Origin of the sequence: Mycobacterium sp., from assembly GCF_965230835.1 — a bacterium.
Lineage (GTDB): Bacteria > Actinomycetota > Actinomycetes > Mycobacteriales > Mycobacteriaceae > Mycobacterium.
This window is the reverse complement of sequence record NZ_CBDDLW010000002.1, coordinates 4,372,460-4,393,376: the sequence shown is the minus strand read 5'-3', so window position 1 is coordinate 4,393,376 and position 20,917 is coordinate 4,372,460. Positions and strand designations below refer to the sequence as shown.

Below are 20,917 nucleotides of genomic sequence, written 5' to 3'. Positions count from 1 at the left end.
AACGTGGGCTGGAAGGGACAAGGAAATGGCTGGTCGTAAGAGGTATGCCGCCGAAGACATTGTGCGCAAGCTGCGCCGAGCTGATGAGCTGGCCGCCGGCGGCAGCTCCGGTGAGCAGATCGCTGCCGAGCTGGGGGTATCGGCGGCCACCCTGTACAACTGGCGCCGAGCCTACGGGGGAATGGATCTCGATGCGGCCCGCGAGCTCAAGGAACTGCGCGAGCAAAACGGGCGGCTCAAACGGCTGTTGGCCGAGGCCGAGCTCGTCAAAGACGCCCTACGTGAGGTGGCCAAGGGAAAATTTTGAGCCCAGCCGCCAAACGCCGCGCCGTGGACATGCTCACAGAAGTCAAGGGCATCTCAGAACGGTTGGCGTGCCAAGCGGTTGGGCTGGCCCGCTCAACCTACCGACGTGTCCGTATCGACCAGACCCCGGCGGACCCGGATGCCGATCTGCGGGCCTGGCTGCGTTCCTACGCCCGCAAACACCCCTGTCACGGGTTTCGCCGTGCGTGGTCGGCGTTGCGCTACGACGAGCATCACCAGGTCAACAAGAAGAAGATCCACCGGCTGTGGCGCCAAGAGGGACTGCAAGTCGCCGTCCGCTCCCCACGCAAACGTGGTGGTGTGCCCTCAGTGCCGCCGATCATCGCCGATGCCCCCAAGGTGGTGTGGGCGCTGGATTTTCAGTTTGACTCCACTATCGACGGCAGGTCGGTCAAGATCGCCTCGATGCTCGATGAGCACACTCGCGAGTCGCTGCTGGACATGACCGCACGCTCCATCACCGCCGAGGCGCTGGTCGACGAGCTCGAGCGAGTGTTCACCACTGCCGGGGGTCCGCCCACGGTGCTGCGCATGGACAACGGGCCGGAGCTGATTTCTCAAGCGTTGCAGCAGTTTTGCGACGGAAAAGTCGGGCTGACCTATATCCCCCCAGGTCAGCCCTGGAAAAACCCCTACATTGAATCCTTTAACAGCCGCTTACGAAAGGAGTGTCTGAACCGCAACTACTGGACTGACCTGCTCGAAGCCAAGGTGGTGATCAGCGATTTCAAACACGAGCACAACCACCGCCACCGCCACTCATCGCTGGGTTATCGCACTCCGGCCGAATACGCTGCCCAATGCAGCCACACCCATCACCCCATAGCCTGCGACATCAACTAAAATCCAGATCAACAACAACCTGGCTCTAATTCCAGGTGGACCCGATATCGGGGACCAGCCACCGGCAACAGTTTGCGATATCGGGATCAACAAGGCGTATGTGGCTGCTCGCAGGATTGCCGAGCTGGATCCCTACATCGGAGTCGAGGTGTTCGACCGGGGTCTTACCGCCGAGACGCTTGACGAATTTTTGCAAGATCTCGATATCGCCATTGAAGAGTGCGATTCCCTCGATATGAAAGCCGTTCTGCGATTGGGTGCTCGCGACAGGCGCATTCCCGTGTTGATGGCCACAAGTGATCGCGGCATGGTCGATGTTGAGCGGTTCGATCAGGAACCGCACAGACCCATACTGCACGGATTGCTGGGTACGTTGGATGTCGGTCTGCTTCCTGGCATGAGTAGCCGGGAAAAGGTTCCCCATGTGCTACGTCAGCTCGACGCCGAGCGGATTTCTTCGCGCGCGGCCGCATCTCTGATCGAAATCGATCGCTCCCTGTCGACGTGGCCGCAACTGGCATCAGATGTTGTTCTCGGCGGTGCGGCGCTGGCAGAAGCGGTGCGCAGAATCGGCATCGGAGAGCCACTCAGCTCCGGGCGCTGCCGAATCGATATGGAACGGGCACTCAACCAACTCGACACGCCCCAGATCACGCGGGATTACTTGTCGTCGGAGCCCGAAGAGCCTTGCAGTCCCACGCAATCGGCAGCCGATACCATCGTCGAGGCTGCAATACGTGCCCCCTCTGGGGGAAATTGTCAGCCCTGGCGCATCGACACGAGTGCCGCGGATATCACGATCAGCGTTGCCGCAGAATTCAAATCCACCATGGACGTCGCCTTCCGCGGCAGTGCGGTCGCCTTGGGCGCAGCAATGTTCAATGTCCGAATCGCTGCCTCCTCGCGCGCCATGCTCGGGCCCGTGCAGTTCGTCGCAGACGTAGATGAATACCCACTGAGGGCTTCCATGACGTTCGGCGAGAGCAAAGATCCCGACCTTGTTGATCTCTATGAACCGATGCTGGCTCGGGAGACCAACCGTCATCACGGCACACCCCAGGCGCTCGATGAACGAACGGTGATGTTGCTCACCGCTGCGGCGAAGAGCGAGGGGGCGCACTTGCATCTGCTCACTGGCCGAGCCGATTTGTCGAAGGCCGCCGCTATTTTTGCTGAGGCCGACCGTATCCGTTACCTAACACCCCAGCTTCACCGCGAAATGTTTAGCGAGCTTCGCTTCCCCGGCATCGGAGATCAAGACACCGGTCTAGACGTACGCAGTCTTGAACTTGATGCGAGCCGCTTGGCCCTGATCGATGTGCTTCGCCGGGCCGATGTTATGGAACATCTTGCAGAATGGAATGCCGGCAGCGCGCTGGGCGACGACGCCCGCGATCGAGTTCTGGCGAGCTCCGCGTTGGCGGTGATCACGGTATCTGGGGATAGCTTGCTCGATTACGCGCGTGGCGGATCCGCGGTGGAGGCGGTGTGGATTGCGGCGCAACGTGAAGGCCTAGCGGTTCAGCCGCTGTCCCCCGTTTTCCTGTATGCACGTAATACCGCAGACCTCAAGGAGCTGTCCTCGCGCTTTGCCACCGATTTGGAGGACCTGCAGAACGATTTTCATCGGCTGACTGCGACAACTGATCAGCACACGATCGTGCTGGTGTTGCGACTCACCGATGCACCGGCCACCACTGTCTCGAGTCGACGTGCCTGGAGCCGAGTTTATCCGCGCGCCAACTAGCCCGCCGCTCTTTCTCGGCGTCGACCTACCGTAAGCGCTACCTCTAGCCTGAACCCCGCTTCCAATCCAGGAGGTTAGGCCCGCCGAGTTTCCAGCAGGTTATGACGGATCTTTTCCAATCCTTCAGGGGTGATCCCTAGTCCGTGTTCAACATAGCCATCAACGGAACCATAGGATCTGCTCATTTCGCGCAATGAGGCAACGATTTGCGAACGGTGTGCGCTGTAGATATATCTGAGCGAGCTGAACGCGCCTGCGGTCGCGTCTCATCGCTGGTGTAAATGGTCACGGGCGTAGGTTCCGTCGCAACCGACGAAAGCTATGAAGGAGGGGCTACGCCCGTGACCAAGCGAGTATCGCCGATTGAGCGTGTGCGTGTTGAGATGGATCAGTTGTTCGCCGCGACCGAGCGGCCGTTGACCGAGATTTTGGAGGAGGTCGGGCGGTTATCGGTGCGTCTGGTGTTTCAGGTCGCCGTGGAGGCCGAGGTAGAAGCAGTGTTGGGCCGAGCCCGTCACCAGCGTCGGGTTCAGGACGGCCCGGGCGGGTACCGCAATGGGTATCAACCGCCGGCGACGGTGAAGACCACGATGGGCTCGGTCGAATTATGCCGCCCGAAACTACGCGACACCGACGAGCGGTTCTGTTCGCGGCTATTCGGTGCCGGGGTGACGCGCACCCACGCTCTGGAGGCGTTGGTGATTTCGGGATGGGTGCGCGGTTTGTCGGATCGCGACATCGAGGCCGCGTTGGCCGAGGTGCTGGGCTCGCAGGCGGCGTTGTCGCGCTCGACGGTGAGCCGGATTTGTGCGGCCATCAAAGACGAGTTCGCTGCGTGGTCGTCTCGACGCCTTGATGAGCTGGTGTTGGACTACCTGTTCTTGGATGCCTCGAACTTTCGGATGCATCCCAACGCCCCGGCCGAGCCGGTGCTGGCCGCCTGGGGCATCTGCACCGACGGCAAGCCCCTGTTTATTGGGCTGGCCCCAGCCGCAGCGGAGTCGGCTGATGCGTGGGCCGACTTCTTGGCTGACCTGAGGAACCGGGGACTACGCCCGCCGCTACTGGGCATCTCCGACGGGGCGCCGGGCCTGATCGCCGCATGGGAGACCACGTTTCCGGCAAGCCTGCGTCAGCGGTGTCTGATCCATCGCTGCCGTAACGTCATCGCCAAGACACCTGTCGCGGTCCAGGACGAGATCAAAGCCGCGTTCTGGTCGATCTTCGATGACATTGACCAGCCACCCGGCCAGCAGGCCGTGGATGAAGCCACCCGCCGCGCCGAGGAGTTCACCACCACATACCGCGGGCTCTACCCAGCCGCGGTCGCTTGCCTGGCCAACGACTTCGCCTCGCTGAGCGTGCATTTGCGCTTCCCCCGCCAACACTGGACACGCATCCGCCATTCCAACCTCATCGAACGCACCTTCGGAGAATCCCGTCGCCGGGTCAAGGTCATCGGCCGCCTACCCGGCGAAACCAGCTGTCTGTCGCTGGTATGGGCCGTCCTCGACCGCGCCAGCCGCGGCTGGCGCGGAGTCACCCAAACATCAGCGACCAGCCGCCACCTCCAAGAACTACGCCACCAACTGCTCGAGCCACCCCGCCCACTGCATCCCCCCACCACAACAACCACGACCGACACCACCGCCGCGTAACATGACCACCAGGAACATGCGCCCAGCGTTTTTACACCAGTCCTAAGACGCCACCGCGCCTGCAGCTTCGACGTATTGCTCTACTAGCCTATCGTAATTATAGGCGTTAGTGACCAAATAATCGCGCACAACGTCCTCTTCGTCATAGCCCAGAATAAGCTCAATAATAGCTACAACAAAGCCGGTGCGATCCTTCCCGCCCTGGCAGTGGATGACGACTGGGTAGTTAGATTTGTCCATCAGAACTGCAAGCGTAGAGCCAACGGATGCGCCGAAATCGGTAACAAATTCACGGTAACGCGTTTCGCGCAGACTCGCTAGGTCAATAGATTCTTCCCTCAATACCGACCCTGCGGCAGCGAAATCGCCCTCTATAAAAAGTCGTCGAATTTTGGTGTAAACATCCGAATCAAGACCACGTTCTGACAACTTGTCAGGATTGTTTCCGATGGGGAAATTGAATATCTTCTCAACGCTGGGTACGGACTTGTCTGGATGCCTATCTATTTCCTCCGGAGAGCGGAGATCGATTATCGTTCGAATGCCCATCGCGGTGAGTCGTATCGTATCCTCGTGGGTAATTTTATCCAGTGCGTCCGAGCGATATATTAGACTAGGGCGAAGGTGAATTTTTCTTGCTAAATCCGGAGTCAACGGACGAAAATTTCGCAATCCGGAGAAGATGTTTCTCATGCGCAGCGACGGAAGGCCCGACGGCATCTCCATGCCGTCGTATTGAGGATATTCCTTAGGGCGACGGTCGGCGATGAAAAGGCCCGTTAGAATGGCAGTATAAAATACAGTACGAATATACGCGCTGAAATTCATAGAATCGGCGCCTCTTTCCGGGCGTGGTTAGTATAGTGCCGTCGCGTTGCGATATTTTGTGATGCCCTCGTGTTCAATGATGAGTGCACGAGGACTTGCCCATGGACACAGGCGCGGGGAACCGCAAGCGAGGTTGCGTCCGCAACGGATCGACCTGGCGTGCATATCGGCCGCCATCTGCACAAACAGGCGATGAGCTGACTGGGTTCGGTTTTCTGCGGTCGGGTGGTTGCGGGAGTGCAGACGTCGCCCTCCTGAGGGTATCGAACACATAAGTCTCGGTGGGTAGCGTCGAGCAGGTCGCCCTCACTCAACGTGCGGATCACCTGCTCTGAGGTGTGGCTGCGCCGTGTTGCCATCGTCTGAATCTCCCGCGCCCGCGACCGACCGGGATGGAGTCTAGAACGCCTCGGCCCCCGCAACGGATCCCAGCCGCCGTGCTGTGGTCGTGGACGGGTCACACAGTGGCCGGAAGTCAGATACCTAGAATGTTTGCTGAAATCGGCCAACAAACCATCTTGCCGCAGTACCGTCAGATGATGGCAGAGGAAAACAACGAAGTCGACGACACTGTAGGCATCTGCCTGTCGGGTGGCGGCATCAGAGCCGCATCTTTTGCCATGGGCGCCTTGCAGGCGCTCGACGCGCGGTTGAATCTTTTGCGGGGGCAGAACTGCGCTGAATACCTCTCGGCTGTGTCAGGGGGGTCCTACATTGCCGGCGCTTTCACCTTGATCAACTCGGGCACTCAGATTCGTACCACCGACGGCGAACCGATCGACGAGGTTGCCGATCTACCACCGAACACCGGACCGTTTGAACCTGGGTCGCCGGAAGCCGACCACATTGGCCGCCATTGCAGCTATCTGATTGAAGACGGCGGCCTACGAAACTCACTTCGCATGATCGGATTGATCCTTACCGGCATTGCCACGACGTTGCTGTTGATTGCAGTCGTTGGCGCCACTGCGGTCTACTTGGAAGACCTCGTCGGCCTCGGCATGTCGTTGTTGAATTTCAAATTGCCGCCGCAGTTCTACGCATGGCCTGAATGGACCCTTCTCGTTGGATTTTTTGCAGCGCTGTTGGCCGCCGGCGCACTGATTCGCGTTTGGCGTGTTTCCGCTACCAGAGCGCCATACCGACAGGAGCGCGGACTGGCAATTTCTGCGCCACGTCGGTGGGCAGCTAGATGCGTGGTTTGGTTTTTGTTGCCGCTGGGGGTCTTTGGGTGCGTTGTTGTTGCAGGGATGTGCGCGTCTTACGCCATCGGCTCTTTGAAAGCAACAGCCGTGGCCGCGCTGGGGTGGTGTTCAAAAAATCCGGACGTGCTCGCAGTCGGCGTCTTGGCCGTCACCGGTCTGCTCGGCATGTTGATGCTCCTGAAGCGGCGCAGGCTCGCGGTGGCGCTGGTTCTTCTGGGTGTTTCCTATGGGCTGCGCTTTGTTGTTCTGGCGATAGTCCTGGGGGTCGCGATTTTTGTTGATGGGTTCATTAGCGAAAATCTGTACCAAGCAATCTGGCACCTGGTGTACCTCGCAGTCGGCTTGGCGATTATTGTCCCGTGGCTTGGGCGGGTTTCACCGCATCGCCCCTATCGGGACATGCTCTCGCGCTGCTTTGTGATCACTCGCGGTGATCCGATTCACGTGCCAGAGCAGCCCGAGAAGGTCGCCTTCTCGTCCCTTCGCCCGCCGCCTCGGGGAAGACCCGACTCGTTTCCCGAATTGATTATCTGTGCAGCTGCCAACGTATCCGATGTGGGAGCCAGTCCTGCTGGTACAAACGTAGTTCCGCTGTCAATAACGGCCGACGAGGTGTATGTGTCCGGCGTTCCTGGCGCCGCTATTTCGATGAAACGGCTAGAAGAGCAGACTCGCCGCGCTGGCCTTAGCGGCCGTAAACGCGAACCGTTGATGTCGCTGCCGGCGGCGGTGGCCATCGCCGGTGCAGCCGTTGCCCCGGCTATGGGACGGATGACCAACAACCGGCTACGACAGCTGATGGTGGTGCTAAACGTTCGTCTCGGAGTGTGGCTACCCAACCCGCTCAACCGGCAGGTACGTGAAGCTGAAGGAAGGTTCCAGCTTTTCTCAGCGGTAAATTCATTCCTACTGGAATTCTTTGGCTCACATTCGTCGAAGTTCCGCACCGTGTTCGCCACCGACGGTGGACATTACGAGAATCTCGGGCTGGTCGAGCTGGTCAGACGAGGGTGCACCACGATTTGGTGTGTCGACAGCAGCGGCGGCCCACCCGGCGCATCCGGTGCGTTGGCACAGTCGTTGCTGCTGGCTGAGACCGTCACAGGTGCCCGAATAGAACTCGACATCGATAGGTTCAAGGCCGTCGCCGACAGCGCTTCCACGCGGCCACGGGTCCAAGAGGTCTTTGCCATCGGCCGCATTCACTACCCGAAGCGCTCCCCCGGGCGCATCATCGTGATCAAACTCGGTCTGAGCGAGCGTTCCACGAGCGCGCTGCGCGAATATCAGAAGACAGACCGGGCCTTTCCGCATCACTCCACCCTGAACCAGACTTACCGGGCAGAACGCTTCATCGCCTATCGACGCCTTGGCTGGGACTCAACCCTAGAAGCCATCACCGCATGGGCCGAGGAACGTGTCGACAGCAACGGGCAAGCTTCCTTGTTTTCTTCGGCAGCCCGAGATCCGCGTGCACCCACGGCAACGAGCTAGCCTCTTTGGCGTTTGCTCGGTAGTGGAGAAGGTAGCACCCAAAAGTGGCGCCGGTTGTCTGATCGGTAGGGTTGACCGGCCGTCGACCCGATCTTGGCCGAGCTGTCGCTACGCTTGTCGAAGCGTTTCGATCCAGGCTTCCCAGTCGTCATCGTCGAGCCACCGTACGCGGCCGGTGGGATAGTGCTTTGCCAGCGCTCCGGCCAAATCCAGCAAATTCTTGCGTGTTCGACGTTTGAGGGAGGAATTCTCCACCGCCAGGCCCGTGGCCAGGTGCGGGTCGTAGGGAACCCGAAAGACATCTGGACCGCGCTTTCGGAACTGGTTCTCGGATGCCTCGTAGTCCACGAAGGGCTTGGACTTCTGAACCGCGTTGAGCACAACCACCGTGTGCTCGATGAGTCGTTCGAACCCATGGGCCCTGAGCCAGTCCAGCGTAACCAACGCCCCTTCGACGCCACGCACATCTTCGGACGCCACCACAACCAGACCGGCGACATCGTCGGCGATTGTCTTGAATAACGGTCCGTTGACCGAAGTCCCGCAGTCCAGCAATATGACGTTGCAGTATTTTTCCAGGATCTTCATGACGTCCCGGTAATCGTCCGGGCCGAAATTGTATGTTGACCGTGGATCATTTTGAGCACCAAGCATTTCCAGCCGGTCACTGTTGATCACGGTGTGCACACGCATGTCTGCGTAGCGCTTGATATTCTCCGATGACGCGAAGTGCTCGACGTTGGTTTGTGGGCCACCCGGCTCGCTGAACCGTGCCGAAAGGTCCCCCAGGTCGGCGTTGACATCCACCGCGATGACGCGATCGCCGCGCAGCTGTGCGATGACGTTTCCCAGCGCCACGGTGAGTGTTGTTTTGCCTACACCGCCCTTGGCGGAGACGAACGCGATCTTCTGAACATCCGCCAGTGGGGCTCTGATACGGCGAATCAGCTCATCGTTTTGCTCGTTTTTGACGCTCAGCTCGGGGTTGACTCGGCCGAAAGTCATTCTGGTCACCAATTTGCGCCAACCGTTTCCGGCCGCAGGGCGCCGACGAGCCTTCAGAAGACCCGGCCCGTCGCTGTAGGAATAGCGATACGTCGCTTGCGGGCTGCTGGTCGGCTCGGCGGTGGTGTCTATCGTCTCGATATCGCTGACCGTTGAGGTACTGAGAGCAACCCTGGCCGCGGCATGTTCTCCCTGTTCGCCTAGTTCTCGCAGGCACCAGGCTCTGGTGAGCGCCACATCGGCAGCCACGCGTGGGTTGGTCGGCGAGACGTTCTCGATAAGCTCCAGCGCGAACCGAAACTGGCCCAGATTCGCCGCGGCGCTCGACGCCAGCGCCGCCACCGCGTCAGTCACCTCATCCTGAGTGTCGGCGTCTTCACTTGGCGGAAAATCCTCAATGACCTTCAACAACTTAGGCCAGGAGCGAATCTTGTGGAAAAGCGTCGCAATGATGAACTGGCGGTATCGGGACGCCTGAGTGTCCTCTACGACGATCGGGTCGTCCAGCGCTTCGGCGGCCTCATCGTGGCGGCCTGAGATGATCAGGGCGCTGGCATATGCGAGCCCGATGGTGGAGCGAGACCACACCTTCAGCGCCAGATACATCGGTGACATAACCTCGGCGAACAATTCACCGTCTTTGAGCCCGATACGGCGAGTTTCGCCGTACAGCGCCTCGGAGCGGTCGTGGGCGCCTGCCAAGGTGTCGAGACTATGGTCACCGCAGGCCAGCAGCCCCAACCAGCCGTCGGACATATCGGGACTTTCGACGGTGAGACGAGCAAAAGCTGTCCGGGCAGTGGCGGTGTCTCCGGACTGGTAGCACTCGACCGCCGCACCGAAAATACTTCGTTGTTCTTTTGTAGGTGAACTCATCAGTTGCTACTCCTGCTCGATAGTCAGCTACGAGAGTCTAAGACAAATCTTAGATCTGCTCAGAATTCAGTTGACACCGGATGACCACGGACCTGCCGTTGGTCGAAGATGTCGGCACGGCTGAAGCCCTGCTAGACGGGGTTTCCCGAGCCATACTCGGTGTGCGAACTCGCGCTTCAACGGCCACGGTACGGCCCGCCAGCTTCCCAAAAACCGTGCAAGCCCGCCCCAGTCTGCGCTGGCGGATCTTTTCCACTGCCGAAGAGTCGGTTGGTCGCTGGTCGGCAGAGCGCCAGAGCGGGACGTCGCACACATGCAGCCAAGCCGCGTCGCCCACCGGCGCGCGGTGCAACGAGTTCGACAACGCGATATCCCAGGATCGGGCCTCACCCACTAGCCAGCTAAAACAGGGGGCTTGACCCCTTGGGTTGGACACGCTGAATCCCAGGATGTTCCTGGGGGAAGCGAGATGATCCACCCCTATGGCAAGGAAAAGTTACCCTGATGAGTTCAAGCGGGATGCGGTTGCGTTGTATCGGGATACCGCTGGTGCGACGATCAGCATGATCGCTGCTGAGCTTGGCTTGAGCGACCCAACGTTATCGGCGTGGTGCAAGGCCCACGGTGTGCCGATTCGGCACCGTAAACCCGGTTCGGTTGCCGTAGGGGCCCCGGGTGGCGAGACCCCCGAACAAGCGGTGGCACGGCTCCATGCTGAGAACCAGGCGTTGCGTGCCGAGAAGACCCGGCTGGCCACCGAGCGGGACATTTTGCGGTCGGCGGCCAAGTATTTCGCTGGGGAGACGAACTGGTGAGTCGCTTTCAGTTCGTTGCCGATCACCGACACGCCTTCGAGGTGAAGCGGCTATGCCAGGTCGTCGAGATCGCTCGATCATCGTTTTACACCTGGTGTCAGGCAGCAGCCACGCGGGCAGCTCAAACCGCTGCTGATGCGGTGTTGGCCGAGCGTATTCGCGCAATACATGATCAGGACAACACCTATGGGTGCCCGCGGATCACCGCTGAACTCAACGACGGTGTTGCTGATACTGAGCGGGTCAACCACAAGCGAGTAGCCCGAGTCATGCGCGTAGCGGGGATCGCTGGGTATCGGTGCCGCCGCCGTGTCCGCACAACCAGACCAGATAAAACCACACAGAAATATCCTGACCTGCTTAAACGAGATTTCACCGCTTCTGAATCCAACAAGAGATACGTTGGGGACATCACGTACTTGCCGCTGGCTAGCGGCGCTAACCTGTATCTGGCCACCGTCATCGACTGCTGGTCTCGGCGGATTACTGGGTGGGCGATCGCAGAGCATATGCGCACCGAACTGGTCGAAGATGCCCTCAAGGCCGCCGAGGCGCTACGGGGCAGTCTGGGTGGTGCGGTATTCCACAGTGACCACGGACGCCAGTACACGTCACAGGATTTCGCGAAACTGTGTACCCGGTTGGGGGTCACCCAGTCCATGGGCGCTATCGGATCGAGCGCCGACAACGCCCTGGCTGAATCGGTCAACGCCGCCCTCAAACGCGAGGTCCTCCAAGACCGACACAGCTGGGACGACGCCCCCACCTGCCGACGCGAGGTCTTTCGCTGGCTGGCCCGCTACAACACCACACGACGCCACTCCTACTGCAACCAGCTCAGCCCCGCCACCTACGAGAGGACCCACCTATCCGCTACGCTGCCCCAAGCCGCCTAACCACAAATCCCGTGTCCAACCCAAGGGGTCAAGCCCCCAGGTTCCGAACGTTCGGCCATAGCGGCGTGCAATTGGTGATCTGATTGTCACATGAGCGGCAGCGATAAGCTCGGAAAGGATCTCGGCCAGCTTGACTCTGCATTGTCGGTCAGCAGCGACGAGTGGATCGCGCGGCTGAAGGAGGCCGCCGAGTCTGGGCAGTGTGTGGACTTGGCGCCCGGAGAAGACCTTCAGCCTGCGGATGGGGCGACCTGGAGCCCTGATCGGCAGGTGCCGGCTGCCGCGGTGCGTGAAGTTCTTACATGCACCGACCTAGATGTAGACAGCCGAGGACTGCGGATTAGGGGCGCACGATTCGTTGAGGCGTTGGACTTGGATTATGTGGTGTTTCACCATCCGCTCGCCCTGATCGAATGCTCACTAGAAGAGACGCTTCGCCTTACCGGGGCGAAATTTCTTGCTTTGAATCTCCGGGGTACTCATCTGCCCGGAATGGATATGGAGTGGTCGGAGATAGCGGGGTCAGTGTTCGCTGGAGAGGGGTTTGAAGCAGCCGGTGACGTCCGCGCCTCGGGGGCCAGGATCAAAGGCCAGCTCGACCTCGGCGGAGCTAAACTCAAGAACGTCAACGGTTGTGCTCTCAATCTCAACGGCGCCGAGATCGGCGGTAGCGTGTTCGCCGGGGACGGCTTTGAAGCCTACGGAGAAATCCGCGCGTGGGATGCGACCATAAAAGGCCAGCTGGACCTCAATGGCGCCACCCTCAACAACCCCAATGGCGTTGCCCTCAATCTTTTCGGCGCCCAAATCGGCAGTAGTGTATTCGCCGGCGACGGTTTCGAAGCCTACGGAGAAATCCTCGCCTGGGATGCCAACATCAAAGGCCTCCTCAGCCTCAGTGGCGCCACTCTTAACAACCCCAACGGCCGCGCCCTTAGCCTCTTCGGCGCCGAGATCGGCAGTAGCGTGGTGGCCGGGGGCGGCTTCCAAGCCCACGGAGAAGTCCGCGCCTCGGCGGCCAAGATCAAAGGCCAACTCTTCCTCAGTGGCGCCACATTCAATAACCCCAACGGGCGCGCCCTCAATCTCAACGGCACCGAAATCGCGGGCAACGTGATCGCTGGGGATGGCCTGCGCGCCGACGGAGAGATCCTCGCCAAGGGAGCCAAGATCAAAGGCACCCTGAGCTTCAGCGGCGCAACCCTCAACAACCCCAACGGCCGCGCCCTCAATCTCAACGGCGCCGAAACCGCCGGCAACGTGGTCGCCGGGAGCGGCTTCCAAGCCCACGGAGAGATACTTGCCAAGGGAGCCAAGATCAAAGGCGACCTCAGGCTCAGCGGCGCCACCCTCAACAACCCCAACCGCTGCGCCCTCAACATATTCGGCACTGAGATCGGCAGTAGCATGTTCGCTGGGGACGGACTGCGCGCCGACGGAGAAGTCCTCGCCTGGGCGGCCAGGATCAAAGGCCAACTCTTCCTGAGCGGCGCAACCCTCAACAACCCGAACGGCTGTGTCCTCAGCCTCAGCGGCGCGGAGATCGGCGATAACGTGGTCGCCGGGGACGGCTTTCGCGCCGACGGAACAATCCGCGCCGTGGGGACCACGATCAACGGCGACCTCAGGCTCAGCGGCGCCACCCTCAACAACCCCAACCGCTGCGCCCTCAACCTAAAAGTGGCAAAGCTCGGTGTGTTGACACTGGCGCCCAAATCGGTCGAAGGCTCCATCGTGTTGGACCGGGCAGTCATCGAGGATTTGGTGATCTCGACCAAAGGGCCGCCACCCGTGGCGGCCACTGGATGGACGCTTGGCGATATCCACGGACCCCTTCGGTACGACTGGCGCATTGCAAAACACTGGCTCAACACCGCGTCGCCGTCGACGAATCAGCTCCAGCGAACCGGCCAGAAAACCCCCACCCCTGTGCAGCCCTGGTATGAGCTAGCTGACGTCTATGAACGCAACGGTGCGCCCGCAGCTGCGCGACATCTACGGTTCGCGGCCGCGAACAAAACAACCAAGCAATCCCCGTGGCCGACAAAGTTGGTCCGCTGGGTCTACCGATTGCTGGCGGGCAACGGGTATTACCCGTTGATGGCCGCCGTATGGTTGCTGGCTGCTGTAGTTGCGGGGTCGTTACTGGTATCGGTCAATCGGGAGGACATATTTCCTCCCCATGAGGTGCTTGCGCAGATACAACCTAAGAAAAATCAGCTGCCGCCGGTCACCGCCGAAACTCCGTGCGCGGACCTGCAGGGCTACGCTCAAGATCACAACATCGAAGGTCTACGAGAATATCCTTGCTTGAACTCGTTCGCTTTTGCGGTGAACAACATACTGCCGGCGGCCGGTGGAGTCATCGAATCGGATTGGGTCGTAGCACCTGACGCCACTCGCGCACTTACGCTCGGTTTGCCGTTGCTCAAATTCACCGCATGGGCGCTGGCGGCTCTGCTACTGGCAGGGGTTACCGGACTGCTTCGCAAAACATAGGACAAGCAATCGTCGGACCCGGCCGGGGCAGAAGCCGTCATCTAACCTTTGCGGAATGCGAAGTAGCGGATCGCGTAGTTGCGCTCTTCGCCAGCTGCGACCGACATCGGTCAACGGCGAAGCCGCCTAAGTCAAAGGCTGCTTTCAATGTCGGGCTGACAGGATTTGAACCTGCGACCACTCGACCCCCAGGGACCTCAAGAGTGTCATCCGGCGTTTCACCGCGTCGCATTTTCGCTGCTCAAAGGGTTACAGACGTCTCACCTATGTCACCTGATCCGGCTCGATCGAACGCGTCTTGGGACACTGTTGGGACACTGGGCCGCGCGGCGATCGACGACCTGGCGTGTGCCCGACTGGGAGGTCCGTGGCATCTCGACGGCCGATTGATCTAACCCACCACTCACCCGCGGCATCGCTATTCAGACTTTGCCAGCGCCGCGGAGTCCGTCATCGCCGCGGTTCTTCAACGGCAGAACGCCGGGTGCCCTACTTGTCGCTTGCCATATCAATCCGCTCGACGAATCGCAGTACGACCCGGGCGGCCTCCTCAACGGTGGTTGCATTTCCAGCCAGCAACTCGCCGGCATGGCGCGGCGGTTCGTAGCGGGCAAAACGCGGCGCGATCCGGTCGATCACCGCCGAAAACGCCGCGTGCCAACGCTCAGCGTCTAGGCTATGAACCGCGGCGACCGCGGCATATTCAGATGTTTTCACAAACTCCGAACAATGCCCCGGTCACTGCCCCAACCAGGGCAGACACGCCCAACCACACCGATCCCGAACTACGGCTGCAGTACTAGATGGTCGCTTAATACCCAAGGTCGCAACCGGCTGGTCAGACGCGGGTTGAGGCTGACGGGATCGGGCAGCCAAGCGAGAATTGGTAAGTAGTGGCTTGGGGAGGTTAGTAAAGTCCTTCGAAGCGCTCTCGACGCCTACGTTCGTAGTCTTCAGATTCGAGGTACGAATCAACTTGGTAGGATTCTAGAGCGTCGATTTCTTCTTGGTTTGCTTCGCTGGTTATCCGCATGTGGTCATCCAAGTGTGTGAGGTCAAGCAATTCGGAATTCAGATGTAGTCCGCATAAGCTGCAGACGAATTCGCACGATTGGAGTTCTATCTCAACCAAGTACCATGGGTAGGCGCGCCAGCTCTCTACCTCACTGGGTTGTTCCGTCCATGGGGTTCCTCTGCCGCCGGTGGCGGTATAGGCAAGCCAGCCTTCGTATCCACAGACGGGGCATTCTGCTCGCGCAGTCTTGTAATTGGTTTGGAGTAGAAGTTCCTCGGCATCGTTAAGTTCTGGGTCTCGGTCAGCGAGTTGCTTAAATGCCTCGTTGTCCATGCCCATCTGTTGCAGTCGTTCGTAGTTTCGCCGGGCCGCAGCCATCAACTCGTCGAGTTCGAGCTGGCGGACTTCCTGTTCCTGCTTTAGCCGTTCATCAACTTGCGAGAGCAGCTCAGCCCCCCAAAATTTGGTTCTGTCTAACGTGGGATCAAAGCTGGCGGTGATGTTAAGTATGGCTTCGTTGAGTCGTGTCATTGTATTCAACGCTTCGTGGAATAGGGTTGCATCGACTTGTCCCATATGAAGTGCGAAGTTTCTTACGGAAAATATTTTGGAATCTCTCTGCAGGTTGAAGTCAATGGAATGAGAGTGATTCAGGATCGACAGACATTCGGCCGCTGTCTTTGTTTTTGCTTCGTGCGGTGATATCGCGGGGATACCTGAGTACAGCAGTAGGCTCTTGGCGTCCCTTTCCGCGATCAGCGTCGGTGATATGAGGGTGAGGGCGGCTTTACCTAGTAGCTCGACTGCCGTCCCTATCGAGCCGGCGCGATCGAGTTGGTCAAGTTGGTGTTCGGCAGCGGCGAGCGCACGGCGGGCGTGCAGTGCGGCGACGGTGAAGAGGTGTTTGGGTAGTTCTTCGTGGGCGAATCCTCGCCCAATCCCAGGCCAGATCGTGCGCGCGGTTGTTGATTGCGCCGCGGGTGTCTCACTGCGGGAGTCGTCGTTGACCATAGTGCGGGATGTTACGAGAAACCCCAGATCGTGTGGCGATGACTCAAAGGGTCGGTAGGTGCGCGACGCTTTGGCGGGGTCGGGTTGAAGACCTAAACGCTGAGATGCTCACGGTCGTCGCACTTGGTTACGTACCCGACGGAGCTGCCCACAGGGTGGGCAGCCATGGACGCATTCACTCCGCACGGTCACCGAGATAGCGCCGCCTATTCGACGGGCGGCGCTAGGTCAATCTCGGTTGTGGCCCGGAGTTCGATTGCCATACGACAGACTGTCTGCAGCGTCTCTGCAACCTTCTTGCCTCCAACAACCTCGCTCAGGCTGTCGGGCTCCGCGTCGATAACCGCTTGCAGATCGGTCAGTCCCGCATTCTTCAGCGCGAGCAGCTGTTGCCGATTGAGACCAAGCTCCAGTTGCGCCAAGTCGATCAGGTCTGGCGGAATACCAAATTCAAGGCGGGTGATCGTCCTGCTGAACAGAGTCTGAACCTCGCTGGCGTTGTCTGGATAGAGCTCCTTCAGTACGGCGCCGACCGCAGGCAGTAGGTCACGCGTTCGGTCAGCCACGGCGCGGACGACGCCCGCCATCGCGGGCCGGTTCCACACGTGCTGGTTGAGATTTGCTTCCAACACGGACATCTCGATGCCGTTGATGAAGAAGATCGCCAGCGACGCGCGGAAGGCGTTCTTCGGCGCAAGCCGAAGAACGCCTTGGCGGTATTGCTCCCGTTCTGCGGTCGACATGACTTCCCCGAGGCCGATCGCGCCCATGCAGAAGAAGTCGCGCACCTTGTCGAGCACAATCTGCTTGATCATCTCGTGCGTCAGCTGATATAGCCCCGCAAACGCCATCGTGGCGCGCATCCGATCCGGTTGCAGCTTAAGAACCAGCCGCTCCCTATACCCGACAGGATCATCCGCGTAGCCCACGTGTTGATTGTTGTGGGTGCCGATCCCGTCCGCCACCAGATTTCTACGTTGTACCGGGTCCTCGCCGCTGCAGCGAGCAACAGAGCTCAGATATCTCGCGAGGATGTGCGAACACAGCGCATGAGTGCCACGAAGGTGTCGGGCAGAGATGGGAGGATGGACAGCAACACCCGGAAGGGGTACAGCATGCACAAACATCCGCTGCACCGCGCGGTCATGGTCAAGTGCGACTGCTGTCGGTTGCTGAACGAGTTCGTGTTCCGGTCCGTCCACGATCAGGTCATCTGCAAGAGCTGCCGTCGGCACATTGGCGCTGATGACGAAGCCCGCCGGCTACGCGACAGCGACCACGCCCAGCTCTACCTGTCCGAGATCGGTGTGCTGCAGGAAGATCTCAGCGAGGCTCGTCACCGGCCGCGTGAAGATTTCCAGAAGCAACTCAATCTGTTGCGGTCAGAACTCAGGACCGCCAAGGCCGAAGTGTCGGATCAGGTTGAGTTGATCGCCACGCTTCGTGCGGCTGTGAAAGAACATCAGGTCGAGAATGGCCTGGCCGAGTGGCTCGCCGGCGAGGAAGTCGCTGAGGCTCACAATCAACGCGACCGAGCGCGTCGCGCGACAGGGTTAATACTGCAAGCACTCTCGCGCCTGACCGTGTACCACGGTCGACACGAGACGCGTCCTTACTACTGCGTGTGCGGCAAGCATGTTGATCAATGCGGCGAGTACCGCGCCATCGAGAGTGAGTTCGATGTGCTCGCGAAGTGGGAGGCTGAGCAATTCACGCGGCATAGGGATGGCCTTGAACACGGGTTATGCGCCGCCAAGGTTCGGCGAATGGAGCGGTCGGCGTAGGCAACCAGAGCCTTGCTCAGATCCCAACGGCTGCGAGCGGTAGAGACAGCTTTGTATCCCGCACCTTCGCATTGAGCGCAGCAATTGTCCCCCGCTTTGTATCCGCCAGGAGGACCAAAGACACCGCTCCATGTCCGCGATCTGACTACGCCGTGCCCAACCTCACAGGCCAGTGCGCCTGCCCGCGGAGCTGGTCACCGCGCTGCAGGAACTCAAGGCCCGCCAGCAAGATGAAGCACGCGCCTTCGGCAGCGGCTGGTCCGACGAGCGCCTGGTCGCAGTACGGGAGAACGGCTCACCCATCCGCCACGAGTGGTACTCCGACCAGTTTCAGCGCCTGCGCTTGCGCGCCGGCCTCCGCCGGATCCAGCTCAAGGGTCTTCGTAACACCAGCGTCAGCCTGATGTTGGCCGGCGGTTTGCCAGTGCACATCGTGGCCGCGTGGCACGGCCATGATCCGTCGGTCTCACTGTCGATCTACTCTGATGCCCAACACGAGGATCTACGCGCTGCCGGTGCCGCGCTGTTCGGCTGACGCGTGGCCCACCGAATATCGCTTGGGACACTCTTGGGACACTGACCCAAAACAGACAAAGAGTTCGGAAACAAGAAGCCCGCTCCGACTCTGGTCAGAGTGGGTTTTTCCTATGTCGGGCTGACAGGATTTGAACCTGCGACCACTTGACCCCCAGTCAAGTGCGCTACCAAACTGCGCCACAGCCCGGTCGTGCCTGCTGCCCGCAGTGAGTTCACCGACAGCAGCTCGAAAGCCTACCGCAGATCTGTCGGCGGCAACTGAATACTGACCAGTGGGCGGCAATTGAAAATTGACCAGCTTCCTAGAGTGCCTTGGCTATGTGTCAAGGAGGAGGCAGGTGTTGAACGTGGAGGATTGGGCTGAGATTCGCCGGTTGCGCCGGTCGGAGCAGTTGCCGATTGCCGAGATTGCGCGGGTGATGGGTATTTCGCGGAATACGGTGAAGTCGGCGTTGGCTTCTGATGGGCCGCCGAAGTATCGGCGTGCGGTGAGGGGTTCTGTTGCTGATGAGGCCGAGCCGCGGATTCGGGAGTTGTTGGCGGCCTATCCGCGGATGCCGGCGACGGTGATTGCTGAGCGGATCGGTTGGTCGTATTCGATCCGCACACTGAGTGGGCGGGTGCGTGAGTTACGGCCACTGTATTTGGCGCCGGATCCGGTGTCACGGACGACGTATGTGGCCGGTGAGGTCGGGCAGTGTGACTTCTGGTTTCCCGATGTTGTGGTGCCGGTGGGGTATGGCCAGGTTCGTAGGGCGGCGACGTTACCGGTGTTGACCATGGTGTGTGGGTATTCACGGTGGGCTTCGGCGCTGTTGATTCCGACACGCGCTGCCGAAGACTTGTATGCCGGTTGGTGGCAGCATCTTTCGACGTTGGGTGCGGTTCCACGGGTGTTGGTGTGGGATGGTGAGGGCGCGGTCGGGCGGTGGCGGGCACGCCGACCAGAGTTGACCCCGGCATGTCAGGCTTTCCGCGGGACCTTGGCCACCACGGTAGGGATCTGTAAACCCGCTGATCCTGAGGCCAAGGGTCTGGTTGAACGGTTCCATGACTATTTGGAGCGGGCGTTTTTGCCGGGGCGGGTGTTTGGCTCCCCAGCCGATTTCAACATCCAGTTGCAGGCCTGGCTGGTGGGGGCCAACCACCGCCAGCATCGGGTGCTGGGATGCCGGCCAGCAGATCGCATCGCCGCCGATACCGCAGCGATGCTGGCATTGCCGCCGGTTGGGCCCAGCATCGGATGGCGACGCTCAACGCGGTTGCCTCGCGATCATTACGTGCGCCTCGACAGCAACGATTACTCGGTGCATCCGGCCGCGATCGGCCGCCGTATCGAGATCATCGCAGATCTAAACCGGGTGCGGGTCTGGTGTGACGGCACGCTGGTCGCCGACCACGACCGGATCTGGGCCAAACATCAAACGATCAGCGATCCCGAACATGTCCAGGCCGCGAAACTGCTGCGGCGCAAACGGCTCGAGGTTGTTGGTCCACCGCATCACGTGGAGGTCGAACAACGCCGTCTCGCTGATTACGACGCCTTGTTGGGCCTTGACGGGCCGGTGGCGTGATGGCTGCCAAGACCGCGACCAGCAGCCGTGATGTCACCGCTGAGCTGGCGTATCTGACCCGGGTGTTGAAAGCCCCGACGCTGCGTGAGGCCATCGAACGTCTCGCTGAGCGCGCCCGAACCGAAGCGTGGAGCTATGAAGAATTCCTCGCGGCGTGTCTGCAGCGTGAGGTGTCGGCTCGGGAATCTCACGGCGGCGAAGGGCGCATCCGCGCTGCCCGCTTCCCATCACGTAAATCGTTGGAAGAGTTCGACTTCGATCATGCCCGCGGTCTCAAACGCGACATCATCGCCCATCTGGGCACCCTGGACTTCGTCACCGCTAAAGACAACGTGGTGTTCCTCGGCCCACCAGGGACCGGCAAGACCCACCTGGCGATCGGGATTGCGATGCGCGCTTGTCAAGCAGGTCACCGCGTTGCGTTCGCGACCGCTTCGCAATGGGTTGATCGTCTTGCTCGCGCCCATCACAACAGCACCCTGCAAGCCGAATTGGCGCGGCTGGCCCGCTACCCCCTGCTGGTTGTCGATGAAGTCGGCTACATCCCGTTTGAACCCGAAGCCGCCAATCTGTTCTTCCAACTCGTGTCGTCGCGTTACGAACGGGCCAGTCTCATCGTCACCTCGAATAAGCCCTTCGGGCGGTGGGGCGAAGTGTTCGGCGACGACGTAGTCGCCGCCGCCATGATCGACCGACTCGTCCATCACGCCGAAGTCATCGCCCTCAAAGGAGACAGCTACCGCATCAAAGACCGAGACCTCGGCCACACCACCACAGCCGAGGACCAATGAAACCAAGCTGGT

General features: G+C 60.3%; 16 protein-coding genes, 1 tRNA gene and 1 pseudogene. 11 read left to right on the top strand and 7 right to left on the bottom strand.

The features are described 5' to 3' along the window. The first annotated feature begins 25 nt into the window (after window positions 1-25). A protein-coding gene (locus tag ACO07W_RS20120; RefSeq protein ID WP_421840069.1) for an IS3 family transposase occupies window positions 26-1,170 on the top strand; the annotation gives its coding sequence in 2 pieces (ribosomal slippage) (window positions 26-293 and window positions 293-1,170; 1,146 coding nt in all). A 61-nt stretch (window positions 1,171-1,231) separates the two neighbouring features. Then, a pseudogene (locus tag ACO07W_RS20115) lies at window positions 1,232-2,917 on the top strand (Rv1355c family protein); the annotation flags it as partial. Between the two features lie 74 nt (window positions 2,918-2,991). Here the strand turns inward: ACO07W_RS20115 and ACO07W_RS20110 are convergent. Next, entirely contained in the window at window positions 2,992-3,147 is a 156-nt protein-coding gene (locus ACO07W_RS20110; RefSeq protein WP_421846135.1) for a tyrosine-protein phosphatase, read from the bottom strand. A gap of 153 nt (window positions 3,148-3,300) precedes the next feature. On the opposite strand from ACO07W_RS20110, the gene ACO07W_RS20105 reads away from it, so the two are divergent. Continuing rightward, window positions 3,301-4,575, top strand: a complete 1,275-nt coding sequence (locus ACO07W_RS20105) for an IS256 family transposase (RefSeq protein WP_421840071.1) — start codon at window positions 3,301-3,303, stop codon at window positions 4,573-4,575. A gap of 42 nt (window positions 4,576-4,617) precedes the next feature. On the opposite strand, the gene ACO07W_RS20100 is transcribed toward ACO07W_RS20105, so the two are convergent. Further along, complete coding sequence (locus ACO07W_RS20100; protein ID WP_421845380.1) at window positions 4,618-5,403, bottom strand: tyrosine-protein phosphatase; 786 nt, start codon at window positions 5,401-5,403, stop codon at window positions 4,618-4,620. A 539-nt stretch (window positions 5,404-5,942) separates the two neighbouring features. Between ACO07W_RS20100 and ACO07W_RS20095 the strand changes: the two genes are divergently transcribed. Next, window positions 5,943-8,102, top strand: a complete 2,160-nt coding sequence (locus tag ACO07W_RS20095) for a hypothetical protein (RefSeq protein ID WP_421845379.1) — start codon at window positions 5,943-5,945, stop codon at window positions 8,100-8,102. Between the two features lie 108 nt (window positions 8,103-8,210). Here ACO07W_RS20095 and ACO07W_RS20090 read toward each other — a convergent pair whose 3' ends face one another. After that, window positions 8,211-9,983 (bottom strand): AAA family ATPase, encoded by a 1,773-nt coding sequence (locus tag ACO07W_RS20090; RefSeq protein WP_421845378.1) that lies wholly within the window; start codon window positions 9,981-9,983, stop codon window positions 8,211-8,213. Between the two features lie 80 nt (window positions 9,984-10,063). Between ACO07W_RS20090 and ACO07W_RS20085 the strand changes: the two genes are divergently transcribed. The 3 genes from ACO07W_RS20085 (at window position 10,064) to ACO07W_RS20075 (ending at window position 14,193) form a co-directional block, all read left to right on the top strand. Beyond that, window positions 10,064-10,402 carry a hypothetical protein gene (locus tag ACO07W_RS20085; RefSeq protein WP_421845377.1) on the top strand — a complete coding sequence of 113 codons (339 nt, stop codon included), beginning with the start codon at window positions 10,064-10,066 and terminating at the stop codon, window positions 10,400-10,402. Between the two features lie 63 nt (window positions 10,403-10,465). Continuing rightward, window positions 10,466-11,694 (top strand): IS3 family transposase gene (locus tag ACO07W_RS20080; RefSeq protein ID WP_421840068.1). Its coding sequence is split into 2 segments (ribosomal slippage): window positions 10,466-10,781 and window positions 10,781-11,694, totalling 1,230 coding nucleotides; the frame shifts between segments, so codons are not numbered across the junction. A gap of 90 nt (window positions 11,695-11,784) precedes the next feature. Next, a complete protein-coding gene (locus ACO07W_RS20075) occupies window positions 11,785-14,193 on the top strand; it encodes a hypothetical protein (RefSeq protein ID WP_421845375.1) in 2,409 nt (802 codons plus the stop codon). Between the two features lie 489 nt (window positions 14,194-14,682). On the opposite strand, the gene ACO07W_RS20070 is transcribed toward ACO07W_RS20075, so the two are convergent. The 3 genes from ACO07W_RS20070 to ACO07W_RS20060 all read right to left on the bottom strand — a co-directional run bounded on the left by ACO07W_RS20070 (window position 14,683) and on the right by ACO07W_RS20060 (window position 17,082). After that, the gene (locus tag ACO07W_RS20070) at window positions 14,683-14,910 is read right to left on the bottom strand and encodes a hypothetical protein (protein WP_421845374.1); all 228 of its coding nucleotides are present in this window, start codon (window positions 14,908-14,910) and stop codon (window positions 14,683-14,685) included. A 190-nt stretch (window positions 14,911-15,100) separates the two neighbouring features. Beyond that, window positions 15,101-16,219, bottom strand: a complete 1,119-nt coding sequence (locus tag ACO07W_RS20065; RefSeq protein ID WP_421845373.1) for a hypothetical protein — start codon at window positions 16,217-16,219, stop codon at window positions 15,101-15,103. Window positions 16,220-16,425: 206 nt separating this feature from the next. Beyond that, the gene (locus ACO07W_RS20060) at window positions 16,426-17,082 is read right to left on the bottom strand and encodes a hypothetical protein (RefSeq protein ID WP_421845372.1); all 657 of its coding nucleotides are present in this window, start codon (window positions 17,080-17,082) and stop codon (window positions 16,426-16,428) included. Between the two features lie 252 nt (window positions 17,083-17,334). Here ACO07W_RS20060 and ACO07W_RS20055 point away from each other — a divergent pair, with 252 nt between their 5' ends. Both ACO07W_RS20055 and ACO07W_RS20050 read left to right on the top strand, forming a co-directional pair. Further along, window positions 17,335-18,003: a hypothetical protein gene (locus ACO07W_RS20055; protein WP_421845371.1), complete on the top strand. Its 669-nt coding sequence runs from the start codon at window positions 17,335-17,337 to the stop codon at window positions 18,001-18,003. Between the two features lie 172 nt (window positions 18,004-18,175). Next, window positions 18,176-18,538 (top strand): hypothetical protein, encoded by a 363-nt coding sequence (locus ACO07W_RS20050; RefSeq protein WP_421845370.1) that lies wholly within the window; start codon window positions 18,176-18,178, stop codon window positions 18,536-18,538. A gap of 115 nt (window positions 18,539-18,653) precedes the next feature. Here ACO07W_RS20050 and ACO07W_RS20045 read toward each other — a convergent pair. Beyond that, window positions 18,654-18,727: transfer RNA gene (locus tag ACO07W_RS20045), tRNA-Pro, on the bottom strand. A 151-nt stretch (window positions 18,728-18,878) separates the two neighbouring features. Here ACO07W_RS20045 and istA point away from each other — a divergent pair. Beyond that, window positions 18,879-20,114, top strand: a complete 1,236-nt coding sequence (gene istA, locus ACO07W_RS20040; protein ID WP_421839994.1) for an IS21 family transposase — start codon at window positions 18,879-18,881, stop codon at window positions 20,112-20,114. Continuing rightward, window positions 20,114-20,905, top strand: coding sequence for an IS21-like element helper ATPase IstB (istB, locus tag ACO07W_RS20035; protein ID WP_421839995.1), 792 nt, complete (start codon window positions 20,114-20,116; stop codon window positions 20,903-20,905). The genes istA and istB overlap by 1 nt, the downstream gene beginning before the upstream one ends. Window positions 20,906-20,917: the final 12 nt, after the last annotated feature.

What these genes read in the sequence shown, in the direction of transcription:
- ACO07W_RS20105 (WP_421840071.1), top strand. Translation starts at nt 3,301, where the DNA reads ATGGATCAGTTGTTCGCCGCGACCGAGCGGCCGTTGACCGAGATTTTG.
- ACO07W_RS20100 (WP_421845380.1), bottom strand. Translation starts at nt 5,403, where the DNA reads ATGAATTTCAGCGCGTATATTCGTACTGTATTTTATACTGCCATTCTA.
- ACO07W_RS20095 (WP_421845379.1), top strand. Translation starts at nt 5,943, where the DNA reads ATGGCAGAGGAAAACAACGAAGTCGACGACACTGTAGGCATCTGCCTG.
- ACO07W_RS20090 (WP_421845378.1), bottom strand. Translation starts at nt 9,983, where the DNA reads ATGAGTTCACCTACAAAAGAACAACGAAGTATTTTCGGTGCGGCGGTC.
- ACO07W_RS20085 (WP_421845377.1), top strand. Translation starts at nt 10,064, where the DNA reads ATGACCACGGACCTGCCGTTGGTCGAAGATGTCGGCACGGCTGAAGCC.
- ACO07W_RS20075 (WP_421845375.1), top strand. Translation starts at nt 11,785, where the DNA reads ATGAGCGGCAGCGATAAGCTCGGAAAGGATCTCGGCCAGCTTGACTCT.
- ACO07W_RS20065 (WP_421845373.1), bottom strand. Translation starts at nt 16,219, where the DNA reads ATGGTCAACGACGACTCCCGCAGTGAGACACCCGCGGCGCAATCAACA.
- ACO07W_RS20060 (WP_421845372.1), bottom strand. Translation starts at nt 17,082, where the DNA reads ATGCGCGCCACGATGGCGTTTGCGGGGCTATATCAGCTGACGCACGAG.
- ACO07W_RS20055 (WP_421845371.1), top strand. Translation starts at nt 17,335, where the DNA reads ATGCACAAACATCCGCTGCACCGCGCGGTCATGGTCAAGTGCGACTGC.
- istB (WP_421839995.1), top strand. Translation starts at nt 20,114, where the DNA reads ATGGCTGCCAAGACCGCGACCAGCAGCCGTGATGTCACCGCTGAGCTG.